Below are 13,712 nucleotides of genomic sequence, written 5' to 3' on the forward strand. Positions count from 1 at the left end.
GCCTCCTGACTGGTCTAAGGGGTATAGCGAAGCGGGCAGCCTGCCCGCTTACAGCTTCGGATAAATCATAACCTTGATGCTCGTTTCCTTCTCGGTGCGCGCGACTTCGACCGCTTCTTTAATATCCTTAAGCGCATATTTATGCGTAATGACCTGTTCGATATCAATTTCGGATTTGCTTAGTGCCTGGATAGCTGACGGATACGTGTTCGCGTAACGGAACAATCCGTATACATCGATCTCACCGTCGATGATCGTGTTAATATCGACCGGGATTTCCGACGCTGCCGGCATGCCGACCAGCACAACACGCCCGCCGCGGTTGACGGCACCGAAGGCATCCGCGATGGCCCGCGCGTTACCGGATGATTCCACGACGACCGTCACACCTTGTCCGCCGGTCAGCTCTGCGAGCCGCTCCTTCAAATTTTCCTTCGAAGGATCGATGACCGCGGTAACGCCCATTTTCAGCGCGAGCTCCTGCCGGAACGGAACGACGTCCGTCGCGTAAATTTCCGTGACGCCGTAAATTTTCGCAGCCTGGATCGCCAGGAGTCCGATCGGGCCGAGCCCTGTCACAAGCATCCGATCCGCCGGACTGACCTTGCCGCGAATCATCGCGTGCATGCCCACGGACAGCGGCTCCAACAAAGCCCCCTGCTCGAAACTCATCTCGTCCGGCAGCCGGAATAGGAAGTCGCTGCGCACGGCAACGTATTCCGCCCAGGCTCCATCCACCGGAGGAGTAGCCATGAAGACGACGTCCGGGCATAAATTATAGCGCCCTGATTTGCAGTATTCGCAGCGCCCGCAAGCCACTCCCGGCTCTACGGCGACCCGGTCGCCGACGGAGACGTTCGCGACCTTTGCTCCGATCTGCACCACTTCCCCGGCCAGCTCATGGCCGAGAATGATCGGCTTCTCTACGACATAACGGCCGATCCGCCCATGCTCGTAATAATGGACATCGGAGCCGCATACCCCGATACAGTACACTTTCACCAAGGCCTCATCCTCTTTAATGCTTGGAACCGGCACCTGTTTGATTTCGATATCCATCGGTTTGTTCAGTACAGCAGCATCCATTACATTCGGTATATTGTTCGACATAGTCTGCTCTCCCTTAGCCTAAAAATTCTGCCTATCCGGCTCTCCAATATTAAATCCTGTTAGGACCTATTTCTCGTCTACCTTAGTTAACCAACCACAGTTTGACAGCTACTCATCCAGCTCGCGGTATGTGAAATAATCGAAATCGGCATGCAGCTGCCGGCCGCTCAAATCCTGGGCGCATATGCCGATAAAAGCTCCGGTAAAGCCCTGATCGAGGGCAATGCCATCCTTGACCAGCTCCGCATTCTCATCCGAGAGCTTGGTTGCATCCATTTCTCCGCCAATTGCGAGCCACTCTTCACCGTCGCGGGAATAATAGAAGCGCAGCGACTCGTAGCGAATGATTGCTTTCATATAGCAGCGCTCCCAGCCTTCGATGGAGACCGGCGCCTCCAGAGGTTCGTCGTAGACGCCACGGTCGCTCAACATGATGCCTAGGCATTTGCCCAATTGTTCATCGTGGCTGATCTGTAAGTAATAATAATTTTTTGTATTGTAGTAATAGATCAGACCGGCCATCTGCTGGTAGGTATCAGGTGCAAATTCAACGACGGTCTCCGCTTCCACGAGAAAAGACTGCTGCCGGCGCGCCACCAGACTTTGGCGGTGATGCGAATACAACGACTCCCGGCCTCGCAGCCGCAAATAACCCGGACGCTCCTTCAGCGACGCCCATGCTTCGGCAAGCGGCTCGCGCAGTGTGCTGAAATGGCGGCTGATCTCTCCATCGTCGAAATGCTCAGTCTCCGGCTCTGGCGCAAAAGGATGCTCCGGCAGGCTCGGCCCCGCCACCTGAACCTGCGGCTCATGATCGCCCGTCGTCAGGCGCAGCCAGCCGTCCTCCGACCATTCCACCTTCTGAATGGCCGTCTCGCGGCCGAGCGTGCAGCACATCGATGGCCGCAGCGGACGTCCGCACAGATGCACGACGTACAGCTCGCCATGCTGCGTCTCCACCAGGCTTCCGTGACCTGCCCGCTGCAGCGCCGCTTCCGGGCGATCCGCCGAGGTCAGCAGCGGACCGTTCGGGTCGGCCTCGTAAGTGCCGAGCAGCGTAGCCGAACGCGCCATCGTGATGGCATGGCCGTACCGGGTTCCGCCTTCCGCTGTCATCAGATGATAATAGCCGTTGGCCTTATAAATATGCGAACCTTCCGTCAACCCCAGCGGTGTTCCCCGGAAAATATTGTGGATCGGCCCAACCAGCCGCTGCTCCTCTTCTGAATATTGCTGAATGACGATGCCGCCGAAGTGGTTTTTCCCTTTGCGGTGATCCCAGACCATGTTCAGCACCCATTTTGTGCCGTCCTCTTCATGGTACATCGATGGGTCGAAGCCGCTGCTGTTCAGATAGACCGGCTCCGACCATGGACCGCGGATATCCTTCGCTGTAACCAGGTAGTTATGCGTATCCTTGAACGGCCCCATATGGCTTTTAACATCGGTATATATTAAATAATATGTTCCATCATGATAGCTTAGGCAAGGCGCCCAGACTCCACCGGAGTCGGGATTCCCCATCATATCAAGCTGGCTCGTCCGGCTCAGCGGATGGCCGATGAGCTGCCAGTTTTTTAAATCTCGGGAATGATGGATCTGGACCCCCGGGAACCATTCAAACGTTGAAGTCGCGATATAGTAATCATCGCCCACCCGAATGATCGATGGATCCGGGTTAAATCCCCTCAAAATCGGATTGATAATTTGAGACACCGCATTTTCCTCCACTTCGTCCTAGTTGTCTGCATTACTGCCGTTTCACTTATATAAGCAGTCACACCCTAAATTGCCATTCATTAAAACTGCGCCGCACACTAAATGGAATTCATGTATCTAATTACACTCCAACCGAATGTTTCGAAAAATCAGATGGATTTCATGCACCTAAAATCAAGTATCCAGCCCATAATGGCCATCTTGCTTCTTCTAATGACATGAAATACATTTAAATCTACTTTCCATTCCTTGCCGCAGAACTTAACTACCATAAATCCATTTATATAAGTTGAACCATGAAAATGAAAGTTGAACGACTGAACTGAAATGGATGTAGGGCAAGTTCCGTAAAATCCTTCCTGCGATCGCTGTTGTTCCCAGATTTCTTTGGATGATTTAGGTTCATAATTGTCCATGTCTAAAGAGGTAGAAATCCGGGAATCGGTCACTAAGGCGACCACAAGCTTATGCTCTCTAAGCAGCTTTTGGCCAACCACAAGCCCATGCTCTCTAAGCAGCTTTAAGCCGACCATAAGCTTATTCACCCAAAGCAGATTTAAGCCAATCACAAGCAAAAGCAGCTTTCACCAGCAAGCTTACAGTTACTTCGGAATCACTTCTCTCCCTTGCCCGCATCCCATTTTGTAGTTCAACTTATATAATTCGCAGCCTTACTTAATCTTCGCCAATTCTTCCTTCACATCATTGCTGCTCTGGCCGACGATTGCCCCCATCAGATCGAGGAACTGGTCTGCCCGTCTCGCGTCAAGCGTCTGGTCGTAATATCCGAAGAAGCCTTCCAGATTGTCGCTGATCGACTTATCGTATTCATAAGCAAGCGGATGCATCTTGGAATCGTCGAGGCCAGGATTTTTCATCGGGCTGATGTTAGCGCCTTCGTAAATTTCCTTTCTCTGCTCTGGGCTGGACAGAAAACGAATCGCGCTATATGCCGCGTCCTGATCCGCCTTGGACGAGATCGCCATGCCTACGCCGAAGCCGCCTTGATACACATTGATGCTGCCTTGGCCGCCATCCACCGCAGGGAACGGCACGAAACCTACCTTCTCCGCAAACTCATCGTTCAGAAAAGCTTCCATGGCCCATTCTCCCTGCAAATACATCGCCGCACGTTCGTTAACGAACAAAGACTCAGCCGCGGCATAATCCAATCCCAAGAATCCGTTTACAAAACCCTTTCGATCAATCGCCAGCTCTCTCAGCATTTCTCCAGCCTGTACGAAGCTGTCCTGCGTGAAATCCGCCTCACCGTTCTTGGCCTTCTCGAACGGCTCCGTTCCACCGACCCGCTGAGCCAGATAAGAGAACCAGTGCAGCATCGGCCAGCGTTCCTTTCCGGCGATCGTAATCGGCGTAATATCCTTCGCGTTCAGCTGATCCACCACACTTAAAAGTTCATCATAGGTTGCAGGCGGAGTCAAGCCATTCTCAGCAAAGATCTCTTTATTATACCAGAGCGATACGCCGCTGAATAAGACAGGAATGGCATAGGTCTTATCTTCATAGGTGAACGTATCCAGTCCGCCCGGCAGCACGTTATCTTTTAACTCCGCGTCCTGGGCCAGCTTGTCCGTAATATCGCCCAGCATATTGGTGGACACCAGCGTATCGAACGTTTCCCCGCTCCAGTACGTAATAATATCCGGCAGCTGATTGCCCGCAATCGCCACCTTCATTTTCGTTTTCAAAGCCTCGTCCTCAAAAAACTCTGCCGTCAAATGGATATCCGGATGCGTATCATTGAATTCCTTGATCGATTTCTCGATCGTGTCCCGGCTGCGTGTCTCCATGCTCCACATCGTCAATTCCTTCACGCCTGCCTGTTTCTTGCTCTCCCCTTGGTTGGAGCATGCCGTAACGGTAAGCAACACGGCAAGCATCACTACTGCGAATACCTTCTTCATTGGTGTTCCCCCTCGATTTGTCATGTTTATTATAAACCCCAGCCTGTCCCTGCACCTAGCCCTTGACCGAGCCAGCCACAACCCCTTTGTGAACGTACTTTTGCAGGAACATGTACAGCATAAGGATCGGGGCTGTAGTTATAACTAATGCCGCGCTGATCAGTGAATAGTCTGCGCTGAAATTGCCTTTGAACATCATCAGTCCGATCGGCAGCGTTTTCAAAGATTCCTTGGAAATCATCACTAACGGAAAGACGAAATCATTCATAATGTTGAAAAAAGAAACGATCGTCACCGTAGCCAGCACCGGCTTGGCCAGCGGAAAGTATACGCGGAAAAAGCTCTGGTATATGCCGCAGCCGTCCACGGTTGCCGCCTCCTCGATCTCCCTTGGTACCTCCCGGAAAAATCCATAGGACAGAAATACCGCCACCGGCAGGTTAAATGCGATGTATGGAAAAAACAACGCCCAAAACGTATCGTAAGTGCCGATCCGGTTCGAGATCATAAACAACGGAATCAGCGTGCTGTGCACCGGTATGAGCATACCTAAAAAGAACATTCCCAGCAGCAGGCCGGAGCCTTTGAAAGGACGGGCCGCAAAATAAAATCCGATCAAGGTCGCCACGATCAGCAGACCGATCACAGAGAACAGCGTAATGTACAAGCTGTTGAACAAATATCCGCCGATTCCTTCGCTCCAGGCTTTGGCGAAATTATCGAACCGCCACTCCGACGGCAATCCCCACGGATTCGCGAAATACTCCTTGTTGCTCTTAAAGGATGAGATGACCATCCAAACAAACGGATATCCCGTAAACACCAGGTGAGTCAGCAGGATAGCGTACAGCAGAAATTTCACAGCGGTTTTCTGGCCAAAAAAGCGTCGTTCGCTGCTCACTCCCGTACTCTTCGGCTGTTGACGATGTGCTCCCGCATGTGCTCTAAGCAAGATGACCCTCTCCTTTCTTTAGGATGATGAAATTCATTCATAAGCATCTTCAGCCAGCGTTTTAGCTTCCTCCGCCTATGTTCTTCTTATTGAAATTTAGCGCTGCCCTTGTTTAGCAACTTAAAAATGATCAGCGCCAGGAACAACCCGAACAGCAGCAGGAAGGTCGATATGGCGCTTCCATACCCGTAATCCATCAGCTTGAAGGCGTTCTTCATCATGTAGCTGGCAATGACCTCGCTGGAGTTGTTAGGTCCGCCGCCCGTCATAATATAGATGAGGTCAAAATACTTCAGCGAGTTGATGACACAGTTCAGCACCGTGAACGTAATCGTCCCCCAAATGAGCGGAATCTGAATGTTGAACACGATTCTCCACTCACTGGCCCCTTCAACCCGAGCGGCCTCAAGCACTTCGTCGGATATGTTCTGCAGCGCCGCGAAATATACGACAACATAGAAGCCGATAAACTGCCAGGCGACGACCGCAATAACCGAAGCCAGCGCCGTCCCCGTCTCCCCAAGCCAGGCATGGGTCCAGCTCTGCAGGCCAAGCTTGATCAGCAGGTTATTCAGCAGACCGAAGTTTGGATCATAGATCTGCGCCCACAGGATGCCCAGCACCGCGGTCGACAGCATCACGGGCGTAAAATAGATCGTTTTCATAAAATTGGAGCCTCTCAGCTTGTAGCCGAGCAGAATCGCCAGAAACAGCCCGACAGGCAGTTGGATCAGCAATGCCCCCAACGTGAGGAACAGCGAATTTTTTAACGAAATCCATAGCACCGGGTCCTGGAACAACCGCGTATAATTGTCCATTCCGGTAAAAATCATGGCCGAAATCGCATCCCATTGAAACAAGCTGTAATACATGCTCATCCCGATAGGAATAATGATAACCGCAGCAAAAATCAATAGCGCAGGCCCCATAAAAAAGGCTCCGCTCGTCAGCCGCTTCAAGCCCGTCTCTCTCATTACAGCTCTCCCCTTTCTCATCGCAATTGTCCTGCTTGCTTTCAAGAACCGTTCCCACTAGATCACTGCGAAGGATTCATCGCATCTGTCGTGTACAACTACTGCCCGGCTCCGCTCGTGAACCGCATCGCCCGACGCTTCACCATGCATGAGGCTGCTGGCTGCAAAATTTTCGCGCGCTACGACCCTCCAGCTGGCGGTGTTGCAATGCATTGCTTTAAAGCCCTCCGCCCAGCGGTGGCGTTGCGCTGCATGCCAAACCTGGGGAACTCCCAGCGCGGCATTGAGCTAAATAGCCTTTCGAACCCTGGGAACCTCCAGAGCACGGTGCTTGGCATCTGAACAACAGCGGTTACAGAGTTAAAGCACTATACACACGCATTCTGTATACGCTTACAAGAACAATTGTAGCAATAGTTCCATCGTTTGTTATGGCACGACGATTAGTTAAAATAGGACATCGATTGGGTTCTTCTCTCGTTCAGCTTGTAGATTGATGCGCTGTTATGGAGCGTTCCGTTGAGTGCAGCCGCATGAATAGGAACAAGTACAGGGTAAGTAAGTTTAGTGCGAAATAGGGGCGACGGCGAGTGTAGGGGGGATGTGTAGTAATGGAGAATCATGTTGAGGCGAGACCTTATGGACACCATAGACGCTATCTGTGACAAAACTGCTCATTACCGTACCTAACGGATAACGGACACAGAAGACCCTATTCGCTAAAAATCACCGGCTAAAGCAACCTTTTTAGCTAAATAAGGCCTCTCAGGTCCGTTAGCCTGGGTTTGTACTCAATTTTGCGACAATAGCGGCTCCTCGGTCCGTTAGTAACTTGCTGACAACACAAAAAAGCAGCCCATCCAGCTCAATGAACTGTAACCTATTTCATAAATCCGGTCACAGTTCACTTTGGCCGCTGTAGGCTGCCTTCAATTTGCAACTTTTTTAGATCAACAGGCTGCTGAGTGCCGCAGTTCATTCTAATCGACAATTGTTGGTTTATCCGGGTTTCTCAGAAATTGGAACATCATCTTGATCTGCTCCTCTGTGTTTCTTTGGAGGGATAGCTTCGGAAGCTGAGTTTCCTCAAAAAAGGCAACGCCGCTCGTTTCAAGCCCCTCTGCAGCTTCACCGCCAATAATTTCGCATTGAATAAAAAACTTATAGACGTGATACGGCTCTGGAGGGTGACCATGGAATTTTTTATCCAGAACAGCGAGCAATCGAACCGGTACCGCTTCGTAGCCGGACTCCTCCTTGATTTCCTTCACCGCCACTTCGGTAGGAGACAGCCCGATATCTCCCCATCCTCCAGGCAATGCCCAATCACCGTCAAGCTTCTCCTGTACGAGCAGTATTTTGTTATCCTTGAACACAACGCCGCGAATATCCACCTTAGGCGTAGCATACCCCCGCTCATTAGCGAACGACAGCTCAATAATCTCCCGGTCCACCGTAGTATAACTATTCATAATATCGATGCTGAGTTCCCGGAGTGCTTCATAACGTTCCGCATCGTAGACATCCTTCGTATAGGCAAGCCCGGTTTGAGCAAGCGCCTGAATTTGCTTCGCCCATTCCAGCCATTTTGGATCCATGCCCATCTGCACCCGACCTCCGTTCTACAACCAGATTATTCCGCTGATCCAAACTCACCAGCTCAAGCTCCAACTCCAATTGAAGCTAAAATCAAAGCCAAGCTCCAACTCAAGCTCAAATCAACAAATTGAACAAATTCAGATCTCGGTTCAGCTCCGTATAGGCAATCCCCTTTGCTTTCATACGGCCGATCAAGGCTGCATAATCCGCCGGGTCGCTCAGTTCGATGCCCACTAATGCTGGCCCGTTCTCCTTATTATGCTTCTTCGTATATTCGAACCGGGTAATGTCATCGTTTGGCCCCAGCACGTCCTGCAGGAATTCACGCAGCGCTCCGGCACGCTGAGGGAAGTTCACCATGAAATAATGCTTCAATCCTTCATAAATAAGCGAGCGCTCCTTCATTTCCTGCATGCGGTCGATATCATTATTGCCGCCGCTGATGACACAGACAACCGTTTTACCGCAGATTTCGTCCTTATACATATCCAGCGCGGACACCGACAGCGCTCCGGCAGGCTCCACTACGATCGCACTATCATTGTATAAATCGAGAATCGTTGTGCAGGCTTTGCCTTCCGGCACCTTCACGATATCGTCCAGCAGCTCGGCGCAAATGTGATAGTTCAAATCACCAACCCGCTTCACGGCCGCACCGTCTACGAACTTATCGATCGTCTCCAGCGTCACCACTTGCTCCTGCTTGAATGACTCGCTCATGGAGGCAGCCCCCAGCGGCTCAACCCCGATTAATTTCGTCTCCGGACTCATCGCCTTGATATACGAGCCGACCCCCGAAGCCAATCCGCCGCCGCCAATCGTTACGAACACATAGTCCGCCGGCGTATCCAGGTTCTCCAGAATCTCCATGCCGATCGTTCCGTTGCCCGCCACAATCTTCGCATCGTCGAACGGATGAATGAACGTCATGCCGCGGTCCCGGCACGCCTTCATCGCTTCCTCATAAGCGTCGTCATACGTATCTCCAGTTAAAATAACTTCCACATGCGAGCCGCCAAACCGTTTAACCTGCTTCACCTTCTGATTTGGCGTCGTGCTCGGCATATAGATAGCGCCTGGAATTCCCAGTGCATTGCAGGAGAAGGCTACACCTTGCGCATGGTTGCCTGCGCTTGAACAAACAATGCCCTTCTCCAGCTCCTCCGGACTTAGACTGCGAATTTTATTGTAGGCTCCGCGAATTTTGAAAGAACGGACGACCTGAAGATCCTCCCGCTTCAAAAACACCCGGCAGCCGTATTTCGCCGACAATGTCGCATCCAGCTGCAGCGGTGTGCGCACAACAACTTCCTTAAGCACATGATGGGCCCGAACGATCTCTTCCATGCCTACCGTACGTTGTTCTGTTTCTTGTTCCGTTTGATTCATTCTTTTCTCCCCGCTTCTTTATAAACAAAATTAGTAATTCTCTATATAAAAATATAATGTAGTCCTGATGGCTCCCTTATCATTTTATAGCGCAAATGCCTGTCTGAACCAGGCAGCCGCCGCGTCAATTTCCGTTCCGGTCAAGCTGTGTCCCGCATTTTCCCAGTGCACCGTCAGCTTGGCGCCCGCTCCTTCCAGCAGGCTGCTCAGCTCCTCTGTCTCGGCCGGGGAACACATCCGGTCATTTCGCCCCGCTCCAATGAAGACGGGAACGTCCTTCAAATCCGGAAGCACTACGCTCCGCAGCGGAACCATCGGGTGATGCAGCACAGCCCCGCTAAGGGCATCATTATAATGAAACAGCAGACTCGCCGCGATATTAGCCCCATTCGAATATCCTACAGCAACATAATTGCGCCGATCAAGCCCATACTTCACGGCCGACTCATCGAGAAAATCATACAGCTCGCGAGTCCGCAGCGCCAAATCCTCCTCATCAAACACGCCTTCGGCTAACCGGCGGAAAAAACGGGGCATCCCGTTCTCAAGCACATTCCCGCGAATACCGAGAACCGAAGAATCTGGCGACAGAGCGGCGGCAAGCGGCAGCAAATCGCTCTCCGTTCCTCCCGTGCCATGCAGGAGTACCAGCACCGGCGCCGACCTATTCTTGCCTTCGTGAAATAAATGCCTCATTCCTCTGCCTCCTCTTCATATTCTAAAGAGCGTACCTGAAAACTGCTCAAATGAGAAAGAATCGCGCTGCGATGCGGCTCAAAACGATCCGGCAGCATCAGGTTCTCACCAAGATGCGCCAGCGGCTCGTCAATCGTAAACCCTGGAGGATCGGTGGCGATCTCGAACAGAATGCCGCCCGGTTCGCGGAAATACAGCGCTTTGAAGTACTCGCGGTTCACGATCGGCGTTGGTCGGAGACCGCACTGCTCGATCATCCGCCGCCACTCTTCCTGCTCCTCGTCATCCTTCGCCCGCCAGGCGATATGGTGAACGGTTCCGGCACCGCCGCCGCATCTCGGAATGTCCTCTGCATTCAAATCAATCCAATTGCCGAGGTCGCCTGCGGCCTGATACCGAATCAGCCCTTCTTCCTCGCCGATCCGCTTCATATCGAGAATCAGCTCCAGCACCCTTGCCGTGCTTTCGCTGTTGCTGCTGAACAGCAATGCCCCGCCAAAACCCTTGATCGCGTACTTCAACGGCACCCCACTGAAAGACCAGGTGCTCTCCAGCCCTTCTGCGCGCTCTACCAGATCGATCAGCAAGCCGGAATTATCCGTAAAGCGAACATAATCCTCACCAAAGCGGGAATTGTCCATGAACGGAATCCCGAACTTTTTCAGACGTTTGCGCCAGAACAGCAGACTCCCTGGCGGTACGGCATATACCGTTACCCCAACCTGTCCTCCCCCGATCATCCCGTTCTCCGCGCCTTCTTGCGGAAAAAAGGTGATGATCGTTCCTGGATCGCCGGCCTCATTCCCGAAATATAAATGATACACCTCTGGTGCATCAAAATTAACCGTCTTCTTGACCAATCTCAAACCGAGGACGCCTGCGTAGAAATCCACGTTTCCCTGAACATCTCCCACAAACGCCGTAATATGATGTATTCCTGCCGTGGTTGGCATGGCTCGTCCTCCCGAAAAAACTTCTTCTCGTTATTATACGTAACCTGAGTCAACAATTCATCTTCTATCGCAAAATATAGGCCGAAAAAATACAAACAGCGCCAGATTTTATCTGGCGCTATAGCTGACGTTGTGGCAGAAGTTGTGGCGGGCATTGTTAGCTCTAAAATACCGTTCTTACTGTATGATCACTCCACTTGCCCGCTGCGGCGTTTTCCAGAATGCCCTGTATTCTCGAAGTCATCCGCAATATCGTGTTCGGCAGGATGGTCGGCCAGCTCTGTAAGCTTCCATTCCGTCGAACCCATAATCAGATCCGCTGGGAACTCCTGCCCACGGTATAAATATTCCGAACGCCCCCATTCATCCGTATAAAGCCCTTCCACTTCCACCCTCTCACGCGAGATGGGGAGCATATCCTTCTTTTCCTTGCTCATAATCGATTCGACGCCTCCATTCAACAATAAATCGTAAATTGCTCTTATCGTTAAGATGCGTCAGAATCGGGCTGCTTATCCGGATTATATTATTCAAAAAACAGCTCCTCAACAGATACTTTAAGGACTTTGGCGATGTTCATAGCCAGTTTCAAGCTAGGGTCATACTTGTTATTCTCTACCGCATTGATGGTTTGCCGTGTTACACTTACTCTCTCCGCCAGTTCCAGCTGGGACATGCCATGTTCTTTTCTTTTTAAATAGATGTTATTCTTCATCTCGTCCCGTTCTCCATCATTGCATTTTTTGCTTCATCACCATCATCGAAACGAAGAAGATAATTAGACCTGCGAGTAATATAATGAACTGAATGCCTAGTTGTTTATTAAAAAAGAGGTCTGTTACTGTCCAGAACAATAAACTGACTGTATAAAAAATACCAAGCCATTTCATTGCTCGCGTGGCAATTGACAATTGCATTTCATCCGCTTGCTTTTTCATCTCCAACACCCTCTTTTGATATATTTGTTAATAATTGTAACATCAGAAAGAGGGAATGTAAAACATGTTTTACATTTCGGGCGGTTTGATCAACATTTGTATGGGATAAAAAAAGGGCCATTCCAATCTACAGATTGGACAGCCCTTTTCTATTTACCTCAAATATTATCGCAGCGCTTTAACCGCAATGTCCGAGCGCTGATGCTTGCCTTCGAAAGTGATGCGCCCTGCAGCAGCGTAGGCCTTCTCGCGGGCTTCCGCAATATCCTGCCCCAGCCCTACGACACCAAGCACACGTCCGCCGTTGGTAACCCACTCTCCGGCTTCATTCTTTGCCGTCCCGGCATGGAAAACAAGCGCGTCCCCGGCAGCATCCAGCCCGGAAATCGGCAGTCCCTTGGGATAGGACGCAGGATAGCCTCCCGAAGCGAGAACGACGCATACCGCCGCTTTATTGCTCCATTCGATTTCAACCTTGTCCAGCGTGCCGTTAACAGCAGCCAGGAAAATTTCCAGCAGGTCGCTCTTCAGCCGCGGCAGCACGACCTGAGTCTCAGGATCTCCGAACCGGGCATTGAACTCGATCGTCTTTGGCTTGCCATCCGGCGAGATCATCAACCCGGCGAACAGCACGCCGCGGAATGGGCGGCCTTCCGCCACCATCGCTTTGGCTGTAGGTTTAATAATCATCTCGACCGCTTCCTCGATGATGGAATCCGCGATATGCGGCAGCGGTGAGTAAGTACCCATGCCGCCCGTGTTTGGTCCCTTGTCGTTATCATAGACCTGCTTATGATCCTGCGCTGCCGACATCGGACGTACAACTTCTCCATCTACAAAAGCAAGGATCGACATTTCCTGCCCTTCGAGGAACTCCTCGATCACCACCTGGCTGCCCGCATCGCCGAATACTTTGCCAACCATAATATCCTTCAAAGCCGCGTCCGCTTCCTCGCGGGTGAAGGCTACCGTTACCCCTTTGCCCGCAGCAAGTCCATCTGCCTTGATGACGATCGGCAGCTTCTGCTGGTCGAGGTACGCCTTGGCCTCCCCATAATCGTTGAACTTCTCGTAGGCGGCTGTCGGAATGTTGTATTTTTTCAACAAATCCTTCATGAACGTCTTGCTGCCTTCGATATGCGCCGCATTTTTGCGCGGCCCGAATACCGGAATGCTCTTCGCTTCGAACGCATCCACGATGCCATCCGCCAGCGGATCATCCGGCCCGACCACGACCAGGCCTACCTCTTTCTCCTGAGCGAACGCTGTTAGCTTATCAAATTCGTTCACCGCAATCGGAACAATCTCCGCTACTTGACCGATCCCTGCGTTGCCCGGGGCGCAATAAATTTTGCCTGCCTTCGGGCTTTTGGCCAACGCCCAGCAAATTGCATGCTCCCGGCCGCCGCCGCCAATCACTAAAATGTCCATACCGCTGCTCCTCCTCATATCCAAAC

At 51.5% G+C, this 13,712-nt stretch carries 15 protein-coding genes; all 15 read right to left on the reverse strand.

From position 1 onward, the window contains the following. Positions 1–48: 48 nt before the first annotated feature. On the reverse strand, positions 49–1,110 hold the full coding sequence (locus GNP95_RS06000) for an NAD(P)-dependent alcohol dehydrogenase (RefSeq protein WP_155609891.1): 1,062 nt from the start codon (positions 1,108–1,110) through the stop codon (positions 49–51). Positions 1,111–1,218: 108 nt separating this feature from the next. Then, positions 1,219–2,826 carry a glycoside hydrolase family 43 protein gene (locus GNP95_RS06005; protein ID WP_330163272.1) on the reverse strand — a complete coding sequence of 536 codons (1,608 nt, stop codon included), beginning with the start codon at positions 2,824–2,826 and terminating at the stop codon, positions 1,219–1,221. Between the two features lie 152 nt (positions 2,827–2,978). After that, complete coding sequence (locus tag GNP95_RS06010) at positions 2,979–3,362, reverse strand: hypothetical protein (protein WP_196427084.1); 384 nt, start codon at positions 3,360–3,362, stop codon at positions 2,979–2,981. 138 nt (positions 3,363–3,500) lie between these two features. Next, a complete protein-coding gene (locus GNP95_RS06015) occupies positions 3,501–4,754 on the reverse strand; it encodes an ABC transporter substrate-binding protein (protein WP_196427085.1) in 1,254 nt (417 codons plus the stop codon). Between the two features lie 55 nt (positions 4,755–4,809). After that, a complete protein-coding gene (locus GNP95_RS06020; RefSeq protein WP_155609894.1) occupies positions 4,810–5,706 on the reverse strand; it encodes a carbohydrate ABC transporter permease in 897 nt (298 codons plus the stop codon). 86 nt (positions 5,707–5,792) lie between these two features. Continuing rightward, positions 5,793–6,680, reverse strand: coding sequence for a carbohydrate ABC transporter permease (locus GNP95_RS06025; protein WP_155610052.1), 888 nt, complete (start codon positions 6,678–6,680; stop codon positions 5,793–5,795). Positions 6,681–6,737: 57 nt separating this feature from the next. Beyond that, positions 6,738–6,893, reverse strand: coding sequence for a hypothetical protein (locus GNP95_RS06030; protein WP_155609895.1), 156 nt, complete (start codon positions 6,891–6,893; stop codon positions 6,738–6,740). A 767-nt stretch (positions 6,894–7,660) separates the two neighbouring features. After that, positions 7,661–8,278, reverse strand: coding sequence for an NUDIX hydrolase (locus GNP95_RS06035; protein ID WP_196427094.1), 618 nt, complete (start codon positions 8,276–8,278; stop codon positions 7,661–7,663). 115 nt (positions 8,279–8,393) lie between these two features. Continuing rightward, entirely contained in the window at positions 8,394–9,668 is a 1,275-nt protein-coding gene (gene ilvA / locus GNP95_RS06040) for a threonine ammonia-lyase IlvA (protein WP_155609897.1), read from the reverse strand. 84 nt (positions 9,669–9,752) lie between these two features. After that, positions 9,753–10,364, reverse strand: coding sequence for an alpha/beta hydrolase (locus tag GNP95_RS06045; protein WP_155609898.1), 612 nt, complete (start codon positions 10,362–10,364; stop codon positions 9,753–9,755). Further along, the gene (locus GNP95_RS06050) at positions 10,361–11,317 is read right to left on the reverse strand and encodes a ring-cleaving dioxygenase (RefSeq protein ID WP_155609899.1); all 957 of its coding nucleotides are present in this window, start codon (positions 11,315–11,317) and stop codon (positions 10,361–10,363) included. The genes GNP95_RS06045 and GNP95_RS06050 overlap by 4 nt, the downstream gene beginning before the upstream one ends. 188 nt (positions 11,318–11,505) lie before the next feature. After that, on the reverse strand, positions 11,506–11,754 hold the full coding sequence (locus tag GNP95_RS06055) for a hypothetical protein (protein ID WP_155609900.1): 249 nt from the start codon (positions 11,752–11,754) through the stop codon (positions 11,506–11,508). Between the two features lie 89 nt (positions 11,755–11,843). Continuing rightward, on the reverse strand, positions 11,844–12,032 hold the full coding sequence (locus tag GNP95_RS06060; protein WP_155609901.1) for a helix-turn-helix transcriptional regulator: 189 nt from the start codon (positions 12,030–12,032) through the stop codon (positions 11,844–11,846). 16 nt (positions 12,033–12,048) lie between these two features. Next, a complete protein-coding gene (locus GNP95_RS06065; protein WP_155609902.1) occupies positions 12,049–12,255 on the reverse strand; it encodes a hypothetical protein in 207 nt (68 codons plus the stop codon). Positions 12,256–12,420: 165 nt separating this feature from the next. After that, positions 12,421–13,686 carry a phosphoribosylamine--glycine ligase gene (gene purD / locus GNP95_RS06070; protein ID WP_155609903.1) on the reverse strand — a complete coding sequence of 422 codons (1,266 nt, stop codon included), beginning with the start codon at positions 13,684–13,686 and terminating at the stop codon, positions 12,421–12,423. Between the last annotated feature and the right edge of the window lie 26 nt (positions 13,687–13,712).

The sequence above is a fragment of the Paenibacillus woosongensis genome (assembly GCF_009725165.1).
Taxonomy (GTDB): domain Bacteria; phylum Bacillota; class Bacilli; order Paenibacillales; family Paenibacillaceae; genus Fontibacillus; species Fontibacillus woosongensis.

Excerpts from the sequence above, each read along its gene's own strand:
- GNP95_RS06035 (WP_196427094.1), bottom strand. The coding sequence starts at position 8,278 with ATGGATCCAAAATGGCTGGAATGGGCGAAGCAAATTCAGGCGCTTGCT.
- GNP95_RS06025 (WP_155610052.1), bottom strand. The coding sequence starts at position 6,680 with ATGAGAGAGACGGGCTTGAAGCGGCTGACGAGCGGAGCCTTTTTTATG.
- GNP95_RS06065 (WP_155609902.1), bottom strand. The coding sequence starts at position 12,255 with ATGAAAAAGCAAGCGGATGAAATGCAATTGTCAATTGCCACGCGAGCA.
- GNP95_RS06030 (WP_155609895.1), bottom strand. The coding sequence starts at position 6,893 with ATGCATTGCAACACCGCCAGCTGGAGGGTCGTAGCGCGCGAAAATTTT.
- GNP95_RS06050 (WP_155609899.1), bottom strand. The coding sequence starts at position 11,317 with ATGCCAACCACGGCAGGAATACATCATATTACGGCGTTTGTGGGAGAT.
- GNP95_RS06055 (WP_155609900.1), bottom strand. The coding sequence starts at position 11,754 with ATGAGCAAGGAAAAGAAGGATATGCTCCCCATCTCGCGTGAGAGGGTG.
- GNP95_RS06000 (WP_155609891.1), bottom strand. The coding sequence starts at position 1,110 with ATGTCGAACAATATACCGAATGTAATGGATGCTGCTGTACTGAACAAA.
- GNP95_RS06015 (WP_196427085.1), bottom strand. The coding sequence starts at position 4,754 with ATGAAGAAGGTATTCGCAGTAGTGATGCTTGCCGTGTTGCTTACCGTT.
- GNP95_RS06010 (WP_196427084.1), bottom strand. The coding sequence starts at position 3,362 with ATGGTCGGCTTAAAGCTGCTTAGAGAGCATGGGCTTGTGGTTGGCCAA.
- ilvA (WP_155609897.1), bottom strand. The coding sequence starts at position 9,668 with ATGAATCAAACGGAACAAGAAACAGAACAACGTACGGTAGGCATGGAA.
- GNP95_RS06060 (WP_155609901.1), bottom strand. The coding sequence starts at position 12,032 with ATGAAGAATAACATCTATTTAAAAAGAAAAGAACATGGCATGTCCCAG.
- purD (WP_155609903.1), bottom strand. The coding sequence starts at position 13,686 with ATGGACATTTTAGTGATTGGCGGCGGCGGCCGGGAGCATGCAATTTGC.
- GNP95_RS06045 (WP_155609898.1), bottom strand. The coding sequence starts at position 10,364 with ATGAGGCATTTATTTCACGAAGGCAAGAATAGGTCGGCGCCGGTGCTG.